The organism is Erwinia sp. TECH1 (genome assembly GCF_054057575.1).
Window position 1 is genome coordinate 44,581 of sequence record NZ_JBSRZK010000001.1, and the last position, 13,790, is coordinate 58,370.

The following is a 13,790-nucleotide window of genomic DNA, read 5'->3' on the forward strand; positions in this document are numbered from 1 at the left end:
CAGAACAGCGTCAGGCTTTGACTTTGCCGGTCATTGTCCGTTTTAATCTTGCGTTAACTGCATTAGTTAGAGCGACAGATAATGAATAAAGCGTTGTTCACGGGTTTTACGTTACTGGTCTGGCTGAGTACCGCGCCCGTTCGGGCCGAAGCCGATCCTCAGGAGCGTGCTGAACATATGCCTACAGCGCCCTATCTTCTGGCGGGTGCGCCGACCTTTGATATGACTATCGGCCAGTTTCGCGAAAAGTATAATGCTATCAATCCAAAGTTACAGATTGCTGAATACCGGGCGACGGACAGCCGCGGTGATAAAAGTAATTTGACCCGTGCCGCCAGCAAGATCAATGAAAATCTCTACTCTTCTACCGCGCTGGAACAGGGAACCGGAAAGATCAAAACGTTACAGATTACCTGGCTGCCGGTGCCCGGCCCGGAAGAGAAAGCCGCACGGGATAAAGCGCTGGCCTATATGATTGCGCTGACGCGGTTTTTTGAACCGACGCTGACTCAGGAACAGAGTCAGAAGCGGCTGGACGATCTGCTGAGTAAAGGGAAAGGCTCGCGCTACTATGCCCAGGCGGAAGGCGCGCTGCGCTACGTGGTGGCCGACAACGGCGAAAAAGGGCTGACCTTCGCCATCGAGCCGGTAAAACTCGCCCTGAACGGCAGCTAACCGGGTTTAAAAATGACGAAAAGCAAAGCTCTGAAGGGCTTTGATCTCTATACTGTCCGGCAGACAACGCTGCTGAGGCAGGGTAATTAAACCGTATCGCGCTAAGCGTGGAGGATAGAATGCGACATCCGTTAGTAATGGGTAACTGGAAACTGAACGGCAGCAAACACATGGTCAACGAGCTGATTGCCGGTCTGCGTAATGAGCTGAGCGCCGTCGATGGCTGCGGCGTAGCCATTGCCCCTCCAACGATTTATCTGGATCTGGCGAAACACGCCAGCTCGGGTAGCCATATCGTGCTTGGCGCGCAGAACGTAGACGTTAACCTGTCTGGCGCGTTCACCGGCGAAGTATCCGCCGAGATGCTGAAAGACGTAGGCGCGAAATACATCATTATCGGCCACTCCGAGCGTCGCACTTATCATAAAGAGAGCGACGAGCTGATTGCCAAAAAATTCGCGGTGCTGAAAACGGCCGGTCTGATCCCGGTACTGTGCATTGGCGAAACCGAAGCGGAAAACGAAGCGGGTAAAACCGAAGAAGTTTGCGCACGCCAGATTGACGCCGTGCTGGAAACCCAGGGCGCTGACGCGTTCAACGGCGTGGTCATTGCCTATGAGCCAGTCTGGGCTATCGGCACCGGCAAATCCGCTACCCCTGCACAGGCCCAGGCCGTGCATAAATTTATCCGTGACCATATCGCCAAAAAAGATGCCGCTGTCGCAGAACAGGTCATTATCCAGTACGGCGGTTCCGTTAACGATAAGAATGCGGCCGAGCTGTTTGCCCAGCCGGATATCGACGGCGCGCTGGTTGGCGGCGCATCGCTGAAAGCGGATGCTTTCGCGGTGATCGTTAAGGCTGCCGCAGCGGCTAAAAAAGCCTGACGCTGCCGATAAAGCACAGTGCCTGTTCCGTCCGGCAGCATGCCGGACGTATCAATCTGTGACGCCTGTTCCGCCCGTGCGGAGCAGGCATTTTTTTGCCCGGCCTGCGCGGAGGTTTTTTTAATCGGCCTGTCCGCACGGAGATATCCGCCCTCATTTTACCCGCCACGCGGCTGGATCATCCGCTGGCCTTTCCCACTTAACAAACAATTAACATTTAATAACAACTAAATTCTCTGCGATCTTCCCTGCTCACGCCTGCTTTTCAGGCTTTACCTGTCTGCTTTTTGCACAACCCCATCCGAAGAAAACCAAATTATCCTTATGAAAATTAATAATAAATAACCGCTAACTCTCTTTGCCGTTTCGCTGAAGCAGCCTCTGGTATTACTTCCTCTAATTTTGTTTGATTATTCATTCTCATTTTTAATCTTTAAACAATTTTTTAATTGCTACGTAACAATGGTATATTTCCACAACGCTTAACGCGCGTTAATCATCCGTTTTTGTGATGGAAGCGCACTGTACTCAGCGAAGCGGCTACCACGGTCCGAAAGAGATCGCGCCGTTTCACCTGCTCACCATGTTGATTTATCAACATACGGAGAAGTCGCCTCATGCCAAAATTAGCAGGACTTCTGGCCGCTATGGGCTCTGCGAAAGCCGCTACGGCAGATGAAGAAAAAGACGTATTACTGATCGGCGGAGGCGCGATGAGCGCTACGCTTGGCACCTGGTTGCAGGCTCTGGAACCCGAGTGGCGCATCAGTATGATCGAACGCCTGGACAGCGTGGCTGAAGAAAGCTCCAACGGCTGGAACAACGCCGGTACCGGGCATGCCGCGCTGGCCGAAATGAACTATACGCCGCAGAAAGAAGACGGCTCGGTCGATATCAAAAAAGCCGTCGAGATCAACGAAGCGTTTCAGATCTCGCGCCAGTTCTGGTCCCATCTGGTCCAGAAAGGCGTCCTGCGCAATCCACGCAGCTTTATCAACACCGTTCCCCATATGAGCTTTGTCTGGGGCGACGACAACGTGGCGTTCCTGAAGAAACGCTTTACGGCGCTGCAGAAAAGCTCGCTGTTTCGCGGTATGGAGTATTCAGAAGACCCGGAGCAAATCAGGGCGTGGGCACCGCTGCTGATGGAAGGACGTGACGACAAAGATCGCGTTGCCGCCACGCGCATCACCACCGGCACCGACGTGAACTTCGGCGAAATCACGCGCCAGATGGTGGCATCGCTACAGAAAAACCAGCATTTTTCGCTGGAAACCGGCCATGAGGTTCGCGGCTTTAAGCGCAACGGCGACGGCAGCTGGAACGTGACCGTGGCCGATTTGAAAAACAACGGCCGCCGGAAAACCATTCGCGCGAAATATATCTTTATCGGCGCGGGCGGCGCGGCGCTGACGCTGCTCCAGCAGACCGGTATTCCAGAAGCCAGAGAATATGCGGGCTTCCCGGTCGGCGGCGAGTTCCTGGTAAGCGAAAACCCGGAGATCGTGAAGCGCCATCTGGCCAAAGTGTACGGCAAAGCTTCCGTTGGCGCGCCGCCGATGTCCGTGCCGCATCTGGATACGCGGATGCTGGATGGCAAGCAGGTGCTGCTGTTCGGGCCGTTTGCCACCTTCTCGACGAAGTTCCTGAAGCAAGGCTCGCTGTGGGATATGTTCGGCTCCATGACCTCGTCGAACTTTAAGCCAATGGTGCACGTCGGGCTGGATAACTTTAACCTGGTGAAATACCTGATTGGCCAGGTCATGCTGACCGATGACGATCGCTGCCAGGCGCTGCGGGATTATTTCCCGGAGGCGAGAAAAGAGGACTGGCGTCGCGTTAAGGCGGGCCAGCGCGTACAGATTATCAAGAAAGACGCGCAGAAAGGCGGCGTGCTGAAGCTGGGCACGGAGGTCGTCACGTCGCAGGACGGCACCATCTCCGCGCTGCTGGGCGCCTCGCCGGGTGCTTCCACGGCCGCGCCTATCATGATCGATCTGATGAGCAAAGTGTTCGCTGAGCAGATGGCGACGTCGGCATGGCAGGCAAAGCTGAAAGCAATAGTGCCCTCTTACGGCCAGAAGCTGAACGGCAACGTGGCGGCAACCGAGCACCAGCTGGCGGAAACCAGCCGCGTTTTGCAGCTCGACTACACGCCGTTTACCGCGGCCAATGACGAAGCGGCGGTGGCCGCAGCCGTAATCGGTAAATAGTAAAGCCTGAAGGCGGGATCTCCCGCCTTTTTTACGCGCGCATTTTGCCGCTTCCTGCACAACTCCCCCAGGCGTCTATGCTTTTAGCTGACTCATTTAAAAGGAGCAGCTGATGGACACCTCTTCACCCCATTCCGCTACCGAGACTGAATTAGCGCTGCTTGACCGTTACTGGCGCGCCGCTAACTATCTTTCAGTCGGGCAGATTTACCTGATGGCTAATCCTCTGCTGCGCGAGCCGCTGCAGCCTGAACATATCAAGCCTCGTCTGCTGGGGCACTGGGGAACCACGCCGGGCCTGAACTTTATCTATGCGCACCTGAACCGCATTATTCGCCAGCGCGATCTCAACCTGCTTTATATCTGCGGCCCCGGCCACGGCGGGCCAGGCATGGTCGCCAATACCTGGCTGGAAGGCACCTACAGCGAAATCTACCCAAAAGTCAGCGCGGACGCGCAGGGCATGCAGCATCTTTTCCGCCAGTTTTCGTTTCCCGGCGGCATTCCCAGCCACGCGGCGCCGGAAACGCCCGGCTCCATCCATGAAGGCGGCGAGCTGGGCTATTCGCTGGTGCACGCCTTTGGCGCGGCTTTCGATCATCCGGATCTTATCGTGCCCTGCGTGATCGGCGATGGCGAAGCGGAAACCGGCCCGCTGGCGGCCAGCTGGCACGGCACTAAGTTTTTAAACGCCGCGCGGGACGGCGCCGTGCTGCCGATCCTGCATCTGAACGGCTACAAAATTGCCAATCCTACGCTGCTTGGCCGCAGCAGCGATGAAGATCTGCGGCAGCTGTTCGCTGGTTACGGCTATGAACCGCTGTTTGTCAGCGGCGACGACCCGCAAAAAATGCACCGTCTGATGGCCGACACGCTGGATCGTGCTTTCGATCGCATCCGTGACTTCCAGCAGCAGGCGCGTCAGGGCCACACCGGCGACAGCGTACCGGCATGGCCGATGATTATTCTGCGCAGCCCGAAAGGCTGGACCGGCCCAAAAACGGTGGACGGCAAAAAGGTGGAAGGATTCTGGCGCGCGCATCAGGTGCCGGTTTCCGAATGTCGGGAAAACGACGAGCATCGCCAGCTGTTACAAAACTGGCTGCAAAGCTACCGGCCTGACGATCTGTTTGATGAACAAGGCAGGCTTAAACCCGAATTGCAGGCGCTGGCGCCACAGGGCGAAAAGCGCATGGGCGCGACGCCTTACGCCAACGGCGGCCGGCTGCGCAAACCGTTAAAAACGCGGGATATTCGGGAATTTGCGGTAAAAATCGATAAGCCTGGCGACACGCAGGAGCAGTCTACCGCCGTGCTGGCGAGCTATCTGAGCGCTATCTTCCGCGATAACCCTGATAACTTCCGTCTGTTCGGCCCGGACGAAACCGCCTCTAACCGGCTGAGCAAGGTTTTTGACGTCACTAATCGTACCTGGATGGAGGAGATCCGCGATTACGACGAGCAGCTGGCGCCGGATGGGCGGGTAATGGAAATCCTCAGCGAGCATCAGTGTCAGGGCTGGCTGGAAGGCTATCTGTTAACCGGTCGCCACGGCCTGTTCAACTGCTACGAAGCCTTTATTCATATTATCGATTCGATGTTCAACCAGCACGCCAAGTGGCTGAAGGTTTCCCGCAAGCTGCCGTGGCGCGAGCCGATCGCCTCGCTTAACTACCTGCTTTCCTCGCACGTCTGGCGACAGGATCACAACGGCTACAGCCATCAGGATCCCGGTTTTATCGATCACGTTATCAACAAGAAAGCCGATATTGTTCGCGTTTATCTGCCGCCGGATGCCAATACTCTGCTGTGGGTCGGCGATCACTGCCTGAAAACCTGGGACCGCATTAACGTGATCATCGCCGGCAAGCAGCCGGAGCCGCAGTGGCTGAACATGGATGAGGCTATCGCGCACTGTGAGAAAGGCATGGGGATCTGGCCTTGGGCAGGCAACGAGAAGCCAGGCAAACAGCCGGACGTGGTAATGGCCTGCGCGGGCGACGTGCCGACGATGGAAACGCTGGCGGCCGTCGATCTGCTGCGGCAATATCTGCCCGATCTGTCGGTTCGCGTCGTTAACGTGGTGGATTTAATGGCTTTGCAAACCCGTGACCAGCATCCGCACGGGCTGGAAGAGCAGGATTTTGATGCGATCTTTACGCGCGACAGGCCGGTGGTGTTCGCTTTCCACGGCTATCCGGCGCTGATCCATCGCCTGGCCTACCAGCGCAATAATCATCCGAATTTCCACGTCAGAGGCTTTAACGAAGAAGGCACCACCACCACGCCTTTCGATATGACGGTGCTGAACGAGCTGGATCGTTACCACCTGGCGCAGGAAGCGATCCTGCGCGTGCCGGGATTACAGGAGAAAGCCGCCGACGTGCTCGATAAGCTTCAGGAGAAGCTGGCGGCTCATCACGCCTGGGTGCGTGAATACGGCGAGGATATCCCGGAAGTCCGGGACTGGAAGTGGCCGTCGCAGCAAGGCGGCGGCGAAGTCGGCGACTAAAACAGAAGGCGGCTTTCGGGCCGCCCTTTTTTATGGCTTTAACACCTCTGCCAGCATCCAGCCGATGGTGGCCACCAGCGACAGCGCCATCACGCTGTTAAAGGCCCGCAGCTTCCACGCCACCTGCAAATGCCTGCCCAATCTGTCGCCCATCATCGCCCAGACCAAAATGCAGGGCAGATTCAGCGCGGCGAAACCGCTCATGATCGGCAGGATGCCGCTGCTGGCGGAATAGATCAGCGCTACGTTGGTGGCCATCAGCCAGGCCTTTGGATTGACCACCTGAAACAGCGCGCTGCCCAGCAGCGTCAGCGGCCTCGCTTTTTCCCGCAGTTCCGGCGCGCCCGCGCGGAAAATCTTCCACGACAGCCACAGCAGATAGGCACAGCCCAGCAGCGTTAAAGGCAGGCGAATGGCGCTCATCCACAGCAGCAGGCTGTCCAGCAGCAGCGCGGCGATCGCTATCTGCAAGGCGCAGCCCAGCGTGATGCCGAACATCATCGGCACGGTGCGGCGCATCCCGAAATTAACGCCGGAAGTGGCAAGCATCAGATTGTTCGGCCCAGGCGTGATCGACATAACGGTAACGTAGCTGAAAAAAGAGGGATCGAGCATGGCCGCTCTCCTGCAAGTGAATGAGAAGAACATGGTAAGGCGTCTGCGATGATGGTAACAGATTCAGAAATCCACTATTGTTATGAGCACAATCCTTGTTATCGATTAACTGTACCCATTAGCCGGAGACGTGACTGTGTCCATTATCGATCCGCAAGAGCAGACGCTGTATCACCAGCTGGCCGAAACGCTGGCGGAAGCCATTCACAACGGCACCTGGCTGCCGGGTAGCCGCCTTCCCGCCGTGCGCCGCTGCGCCGCTATCCATCAGGTCAGCGTTAACACCGTGCTGACGGCCTATCGGCTACTGGAAGATCGCGGACTGATCGAAGCGCGTCCCCAGTCCGGCTACTATGTCCGGGGCGTGCTGCCTTCGTTAAGGGCGCGCAACGGCCACCAGTCACAGGTGCGCACGCCCGGCAGCGAGAAGCTCGATTTGATCGATACCGTCTTTGCGGCGCAAAACCATCCGGACTATATCAACCTTTCGCTGGCCTGCCCGCAAAACAGCGATTTCTTTCCGACGGCGAAAATCAGCCGCATTATGGCTTCGCTGCTGCGGCGCGAACCTGGGCTGATCGGCCGCTACGCGCTGCCGCCGGGAAGCCAGCGTCTGCGTCGTGAAATCGCCCGGCGCGTAGCGGATTTGGGCATGATGCTCACCGCCGAAGATATTACGCTGACGCACGGCTGTATGGAGGCGCTACAGCTGGCTCTGCGCGCCGTCACCAAGCCCGGCGACTGCATCGGGCTGGAAACGCCCACCTATTTCTACCTCTTCCCTCTGGTGGCGAGCCTGGGCCTGAAGGTGCTGGAGCTGCCTACCGATCCGCAGCACGGTCTGTCGCTGGACGCGCTGGAGCTGGTGCTGCGTGAGCAGCGCATTCAGGCGCTGGTAGCCATGCCGACGGTACAAAATCCGCTGGGCTGCACCATGCGGCTGGAGGATAAAAAGCGGCTGGCGAAGCTGGTTAACCATTATCAGGTGCCGCTGATCGAGGATGGGCTTTATGACGAGCTGCAATTCTGCTGGCCGCTGTCGCCAGCGGTAAAGGCTTTCGATACGGATGGCTGGGTGCTGCACTGCGCCAGCTTCACTAAAACGGTGGCGCCCGATTTTCACGTTGGCTGGATAGCAGCGGGACGTTTTTCCCAGGCGCTGGCGCGGCTTAAGTCGGTTTCTTCCCTGACGGAATCAAAATTGCTGAGCGAAACGCTTGGGCTGTTTCTGGAATCCGGCGGCTACGATCGTCATCTTCGCACCATGCGTCGCCGCTATGCCACGTTAATGGATGAGGCGCGCGGCCTGATCGCCCGGCATTTCCCGCAGGGCACCAGAGCGACGCTGCCCAGCGGCGGCTTTATCTTTTGGGTCGAGCTGCCGGGCCAGATCGACTGCATCGATCTGTTCCACCGCCTGCTGCAGGAGAAAATCTGCCTGACGCCGGGCGCGCTCTATACGCTGAGCGACCGCTGCAACAGCGCGATCCGGCTGACCTGCTGCTACCACTTTGACGAACGCTATACCTGGGCACTGAAGCGCACCGGCGAGCTGGCCTGCGAGATGAGCGGCATCCCGCCCGGCATAGCCTGAGCCGTTACGGCATCCCGTTGCGTCCCCAGTGCGCGTAGCCCTTACGCTTCGTCAGGCGCTCGTAGTAGGCGCGCACCGCCGCCAGCTCGGGATGCTCCATCGGCGTTTCATACCAGCGGTTCACCGACAGCCCAATCGGGATATCGGCCAGCGAGAACGCGTCACCCGCGACAAAAGCGCCGGTTTTTTCCAGCTGCTGATTAAGAATAGCCATCGTGTAGTTCCAGCCTTTACAGGCGGCGGCCAGCAGGCGCGGATCCTGATGGGCGGGGGAATGCCGCACCAGCGACATAAACGCATAGCGCCAGGAAGTATTCAGTTCGGTGGCCTGCCAGTCAATCCACTGATCGACCCGTCCACGCGCGCGCGGTTCCTGTGGGTAGAGCCAGCCGCCTTCATAAGCGTTTGCCAGATAGCGAATGATGGCGTTGGACTCCCATAATATAAAATCGCCTTCCTGAATAACCGGCATTAATGCGTTGGGATTAAGCGCCCTGAATTCGGCCTCCTGAGGCGATCTGGCGCCTTCGCCCCACTCTTCGCGTGCAGAGGCGATACCCAGTTCCTCACAGGCCCACAGGACTTTACGGACGTTGATAGACGATGCACGCCCCAGTATTTTCAGCATATTTCCGTCACTTTTTTGTTCGGGTTTAGGCTACCTGTTACAGCGTGAACTGATAACGGCGCTCCTTAACCTGAAAATAGCACCTCTTCAGCACCCCGACCGGGAAAATTCCTGATATTGTCAAAGAAAATTAATGGAAAGGAGAGACAGATGACGCAGCTACGCGCTTTTAAACAGGTTGATGTTTTTACCTCTTCGCCTTTAAACGGCAACCCGCTGGCGGTGATCATGGCGGCCGAGGATCTCAGCACAGAGCAGATGCAGGCCGTGGCCCGCTGGACGCATTTATCGGAAACCACCTTTGTTCTGCCGGCAACCAACGAGGCCGCCGATTACCGGGTGCGTATCTTTACGCCGGACGGCGAACTGCCGTTCGCTGGCCACCCAACGCTCGGTACGGCCCATGCGCTGCTGGAATCCGGTATTAGCCTGAAGAAGCCGGGCCAGATTGTGCAGCAGTGCGAGCTGGGGCTGGTAAAGGTTAAAATTGCCGACGACGGCGCGCTGGCTTTTGCCGCCCCGGAGGCGACGCTGACGGAATTTAACGAGGCGCCGCTGGGCAGCGCGTTAAACACCGATGCGATAGAAACCCGTCTGCCGGTAATGATTGCGGATATGGGCATTCGTTTTCTGCTGGTGCCAATGGTTTCCGCCGAAGCGGTGCTGGCGATCAAACCCAACGTTACGGAATTTGAACGGCTGCTGAAAAAAGCCCGCGTGACCGGCGTGATGCCGTTTGGCCCTTTGCAGGGCGTAGCGGAACAGTATGAGGTGCGCGGCCTGCTGATGGAGCACGGCTCGCTGTGCGAAGATCCCGTGACCGGCAGCGCCAACGCCTGTCTCGCCCGCTACCTGCAGGCGCAGGGCGTGGAGCTGGATTACCGCGTGCGTCAGGGCACGGCCTTACAGCGCGCCGGTCGCCTGAGCGTCAGCTGGGCGTCGGGCACAGCCTGGATTGGCGGCCAGACGGTCACGGTCATAGACGGCACGATCCGTCTTTGAGGCTAAAGCCGGGAGGCGCGACGCTTCCCGGCCTGAAACGCCTCAGAGAAACATGCCGCCGGACGCCTCGATGCGCTGTCCGGTGATCCAGGCGCTTTCGTCACTGAACAACATGGCGATCGCCTTGCCGATATCGTCCGGCAGCCCCACGCGACCCAGCGCCGTGACGGAAGAGATAAACGCATTAATTTGCGGATTGTCGCGTACTCGCCCATCGCTGAAGTCCGTTGCGATAGCGCCGGGTGCCAGGATATTGACGCGAATGCCCCGCGCCGCCAGCTCTTTCGCCTGATAGCGCGTTAACACTTCCATCGCACCTTTTACCGCCGCATACGCTCCGGAGCCAGGCTGGCTGAAACGCGTCAGGCCGCTGGAGACATTAAGGATATGCCCACCGTCGGCTATCAGCGGCAGCAGCTGCTGCGTCAGAAAAAACGGCCCTTTAAAATGGACGTTAACCAAAGCCTCGAGCTGCGCTTCCGTGGTCGACGCAAAAGGCTCATGCAGCGCCGTGCCCGCGTTGTTTAATAAATAATCAAAGCTGTCGCGCTGCCAGATCGCTTTTAGCTGTTTTTGCACTTCGCTGACAAAGCCGGGAAAGGCCTGACTGTCGCCGACGTCCAGCTGTAGCGCGACGCCACGGGCGCCCAGCGCCTCAATTTCCTTGACGACCGCCTGCGCCTCCTGTTCTTTACTGCGCCAGGTAAAAATCACGTCAACGCCCTTTTCAGCCAGTTTCAGCGCGCCGTTTCTGCCTAAACCCCGGCTGCCGCCGGTAATAACCGCAATTTTATGGCTCATTTCTCGCTCCGTAGGTTCCGCTGTGGATAAAAAACAGGATATTGCTCGCAAAGCGATCTATAAATGGTCCTGGCTACGCATCACTGTTTCGTTATAAGCAACAATGGGCGGATAAATGGATAAAATTCACGCAATGCAGGTTTTCGTCAGGGTCGCTGAACTTCAGAGCTTCACCCGCGCTGCCGACAGCATGGGATTGCCTAAAGGTAGCCTGTCGCGGCAGCTGCAATCGCTGGAAAACGCGATGGGCGTGCGGCTGCTGCACCGAACTACGCGGCGCGTCCAGCTGACGCAGGACGGCCTGATCTATTACGAACGCTGCCGCGACGTGCTGGCGACGCTGGATGAAATGGATTCGCTGTTCCAGCACGATCCCGCCACGCTAAGCGGCAAGCTGCGGGTGGATATGCCCATCAGCATGGCGTGCGACTATATCCTGCCGCTGCTGCCGGATTTTATGCAGCACTATCCCGGCATCGAACTGGAGCTGAGCAGCAGCGACAGACGCGTGGACGTGGTGCGGGAAGGCTTTGACTGCGTGGTGCGCGTCGGCGTGCTGGAAAGTTCCGGCCTGATCGCCAGGCCTTTGGGTAAGCTGACGCTGATTAACTGCGCCAGCCCTGACTATCTGGCGCGTTTTGGTACGCCGGCCACGCCGGACGATCTCGTCTCGCACGCGATGGTGCACTACAGCCAGCAGATTGGCGTGCAGCCGACGGGCTTTGAATACTTTGACGGTAAAAATAGCCGCTATATTCAAACCGGTGGAACGGTAACCGTTAACAGCACGGAAACCTATCGCGCCGCCTGTCTGGCCGGCCTGGGCATTATTCAGGTGCCGGAACGCGGCGTAAAACAGGCGCTGACCGAGCGAAAGCTGGTCGAGATCCTGCCGCATTTTCGCGCCGAACCGATGCCCGTTTCGCTGATTTATCCCCATCGCCGCAACCTGACGCGTCGGGTTCAGGTCTTTATGGAATGGCTGACCCAGGCAATGAAAAACTACGTTGCCTGAGCGTCCGGCTATAATTTGTTTTACGCCATGCACTTGAAGGATATGAAGAAGGATCCATGAAGGAAAATAAACCCGAAGAGAAAAAAGCGGAAAAGCCGCTGATTAATATCAAAACCGGCAATCAAACCGTTGATAAGTCGATTACGCGCGTTTCCCGTCTGGTAAGCTGGTTTCAGGCTATTCCGGCGGTGGCGCATTTTATCCGCGCCGGGGAGCGCTTTACCGACCGCATGGGCAGCCAGTTTGGCGCGGCGATCACCTATTTTTCTTTTCTTTCGCTGATCCCCATTCTGATGGTGTCGTTTGCGGGTGTGGGTTTCGTACTCGCTTCCAATCAGGATCTGCTGACGGATTTGATCGACAGAATGGTTAACAGCATCAGCGATCCTACGCTGGCCACTACGCTGAAAAACAGCGTGAAAACGGCCGTCGAGCAGCGCACTACCGTGGGGATCACCGGCCTGCTGGTGGCGCTCTATTCCGGCATCAGCTGGATGGGCAACCTGCGCGAAGCCGTCCGCGCGCAGTCGCGCGACGTCTGGGAACGTAACCAGCAGGATAAAGAAAAGATTTACTTCAAATACACCCGCGATTTTATCTCGCTGATAGGCCTGGTGCTGGCGCTGTTTATTACCATCATGCTGACTTCGGTCGCTGGTGCGGCGCAGGACGCCATTGTGCGGGCGCTGGGGCTGGACGGTATCGAATGGCTGCGCCCGGCGATGACCACCATTGCCCTGACCATCTCTATCCTGGCGAACTATTTGCTGTTTCTGTGGATTTTCTGGCGCCTGCCGCGCCACCAGCCGCGTAAAAAGGCGCTGTTCCGCGGGACGCTGCTCGCCGCTATCGGCTTTGAGGTGATTAAAGCCATTATGACCATGACGTTGCCGAAGCTGGCTTCTTCACCTTCCGGCGCGGCGTTCGGCTCCGTGCTTGGCCTGATGGCTTTCTTCTACTTTTTCGCGCGTCTGACGCTGTTCTGCGCCGCCTGGATAGCCACGGCGGAATATGCGGATGATGAGCCGGAGCAGGCTAATACTCCGGTCTGATAACAATCAGGATGACGGCTGCAAAATAGCGCAGCTGTGATCCTGAAGCTCTTCCGCCGAACCCCGGTTCAGCAGCAGCAGATTGCGCTTAATCACCATCAGCACCCGCCGCCCGCCCGGCATTGCCGCCACCGCGATACCGTATTTCCCCATCTCCTCACGCGCGCCCGGCAGCTCGTTTGCAATGCGGACAAACGGACTGGTTTTTTTCAGTTCGTCACGGCTCACTATCCTGATCTGATACTCATGCTTACCCAACTGCGCCGACTGCCATTTCTCGCTTAGCGAGCTGTTCAGGCTGTCCAGCCGCCGCCGGATATCCGGACGCAGGCAGGAGATATGAATATGCAGCTGATTTTGCGTTCTGCCGCGCTGCGAGTTAATGCTTAACGCTACCGCGCTGTCGTCTACCGGCGAGCCGCGACGCTCTTCCATATAGTGACGCGCGTGCCAGGCCTCGGCAAAATAGTTAGGAGCAAAAGGATTAAGCAGCTCCGGACTTTCGATACCGGCAAGCTTTTTCACGGGCATTAACAGGAACTGTAGCGGCCCTTCCCGATCTTTCATCACCACGTAGCCGTTGCGCAAATCTACAATGCGGCAGGGCGCCGGATCGTTGTTTTGTTGCTGATTGGGTACGCACTGCTGGCTGACGATATTCCATAATGCATTGGCATTGTGTTTAAAACTGAGCGCCTTGCAGCCTGCAATAACAGCCACGGACGCCACGATGCCCATAATCAGGACACGCGTTCCTCCCTGCATGACAACAACCTCTGCGCGTTAAATTGCGCAT

General features: G+C 57.6%; 11 protein-coding genes and 1 pseudogene. 8 read left to right on the forward strand and 4 right to left on the reverse strand.

Translation table 11 applies throughout. The annotated features are described in order from the left end of the window. Positions 1–81: 81 nt before the first annotated feature. The 4 genes and pseudogenes from ACVWZ0_RS00200 (at position 82) to ACVWZ0_RS00215 (ending at position 6,287) form a co-directional block, all read left to right on the forward strand. Positions 82–675 carry a YiiQ family protein gene (locus ACVWZ0_RS00200; RefSeq protein ID WP_125290582.1) on the forward strand — a complete coding sequence of 198 codons (594 nt, stop codon included), beginning with the start codon at positions 82–84 and terminating at the stop codon, positions 673–675. A 119-nt stretch (positions 676–794) separates the two neighbouring features. Then, positions 795–1,562: a triose-phosphate isomerase gene (gene tpiA, locus ACVWZ0_RS00205; protein ID WP_253457069.1), complete on the forward strand. Its 768-nt coding sequence runs from the start codon at positions 795–797 to the stop codon at positions 1,560–1,562. A gap of 617 nt (positions 1,563–2,179) precedes the next feature. Then, a pseudogene (gene mqo, locus ACVWZ0_RS00210) lies at positions 2,180–3,736 on the forward strand (malate dehydrogenase (quinone)); the annotation flags it as partial. A 151-nt stretch (positions 3,737–3,887) separates the two neighbouring features. Continuing rightward, positions 3,888–6,287, forward strand: coding sequence for a phosphoketolase family protein (locus tag ACVWZ0_RS00215; RefSeq protein WP_253457066.1), 2,400 nt, complete (start codon positions 3,888–3,890; stop codon positions 6,285–6,287). A 30-nt stretch (positions 6,288–6,317) separates the two neighbouring features. On the opposite strand, the gene ACVWZ0_RS00220 is transcribed toward ACVWZ0_RS00215, so the two are convergent. Next, positions 6,318–6,902: a LysE family translocator gene (locus ACVWZ0_RS00220; protein ID WP_253457064.1), complete on the reverse strand. Its 585-nt coding sequence runs from the start codon at positions 6,900–6,902 to the stop codon at positions 6,318–6,320. A gap of 136 nt (positions 6,903–7,038) precedes the next feature. Here ACVWZ0_RS00220 and ACVWZ0_RS00225 point away from each other — a divergent pair, with 136 nt between their 5' ends. Next, the gene (locus tag ACVWZ0_RS00225; RefSeq protein ID WP_253457060.1) at positions 7,039–8,496 is read left to right on the forward strand and encodes an aminotransferase-like domain-containing protein; all 1,458 of its coding nucleotides are present in this window, start codon (positions 7,039–7,041) and stop codon (positions 8,494–8,496) included. A gap of 4 nt (positions 8,497–8,500) precedes the next feature. Here the strand turns inward: ACVWZ0_RS00225 and ACVWZ0_RS00230 are convergent, their stop codons facing one another. Continuing rightward, positions 8,501–9,124 carry a glutathione S-transferase family protein gene (locus tag ACVWZ0_RS00230; protein WP_253457057.1) on the reverse strand — a complete coding sequence of 208 codons (624 nt, stop codon included), beginning with the start codon at positions 9,122–9,124 and terminating at the stop codon, positions 8,501–8,503. 150 nt (positions 9,125–9,274) lie between these two features. On the opposite strand from ACVWZ0_RS00230, the gene ACVWZ0_RS00235 reads away from it, so the two are divergent. Continuing rightward, positions 9,275–10,126: a PhzF family phenazine biosynthesis protein gene (locus tag ACVWZ0_RS00235; RefSeq protein ID WP_253457054.1), complete on the forward strand. Its 852-nt coding sequence runs from the start codon at positions 9,275–9,277 to the stop codon at positions 10,124–10,126. A gap of 42 nt (positions 10,127–10,168) precedes the next feature. Here ACVWZ0_RS00235 and ACVWZ0_RS00240 read toward each other — a convergent pair whose 3' ends face one another. Further along, on the reverse strand, positions 10,169–10,927 hold the full coding sequence (locus ACVWZ0_RS00240; RefSeq protein WP_253457052.1) for an SDR family NAD(P)-dependent oxidoreductase: 759 nt from the start codon (positions 10,925–10,927) through the stop codon (positions 10,169–10,171). Between the two features lie 115 nt (positions 10,928–11,042). Here ACVWZ0_RS00240 and ACVWZ0_RS00245 point away from each other — a divergent pair, with 115 nt between their 5' ends. Together ACVWZ0_RS00245 and yhjD are read left to right on the forward strand one after the other, a co-directional pair. Then, the gene (locus tag ACVWZ0_RS00245; RefSeq protein WP_253457048.1) at positions 11,043–11,942 is read left to right on the forward strand and encodes a LysR family transcriptional regulator; all 900 of its coding nucleotides are present in this window, start codon (positions 11,043–11,045) and stop codon (positions 11,940–11,942) included. Between the two features lie 56 nt (positions 11,943–11,998). Beyond that, positions 11,999–12,994 (forward strand): inner membrane protein YhjD, encoded by a 996-nt coding sequence (gene yhjD / locus ACVWZ0_RS00250; protein ID WP_253457045.1) that lies wholly within the window; start codon positions 11,999–12,001, stop codon positions 12,992–12,994. 6 nt (positions 12,995–13,000) lie between these two features. Here yhjD and ACVWZ0_RS00255 read toward each other — a convergent pair whose 3' ends face one another. Beyond that, entirely contained in the window at positions 13,001–13,759 is a 759-nt protein-coding gene (locus ACVWZ0_RS00255; protein WP_253457043.1) for a CDP-diacylglycerol diphosphatase, read from the reverse strand. Positions 13,760–13,790: the final 31 nt, after the last annotated feature.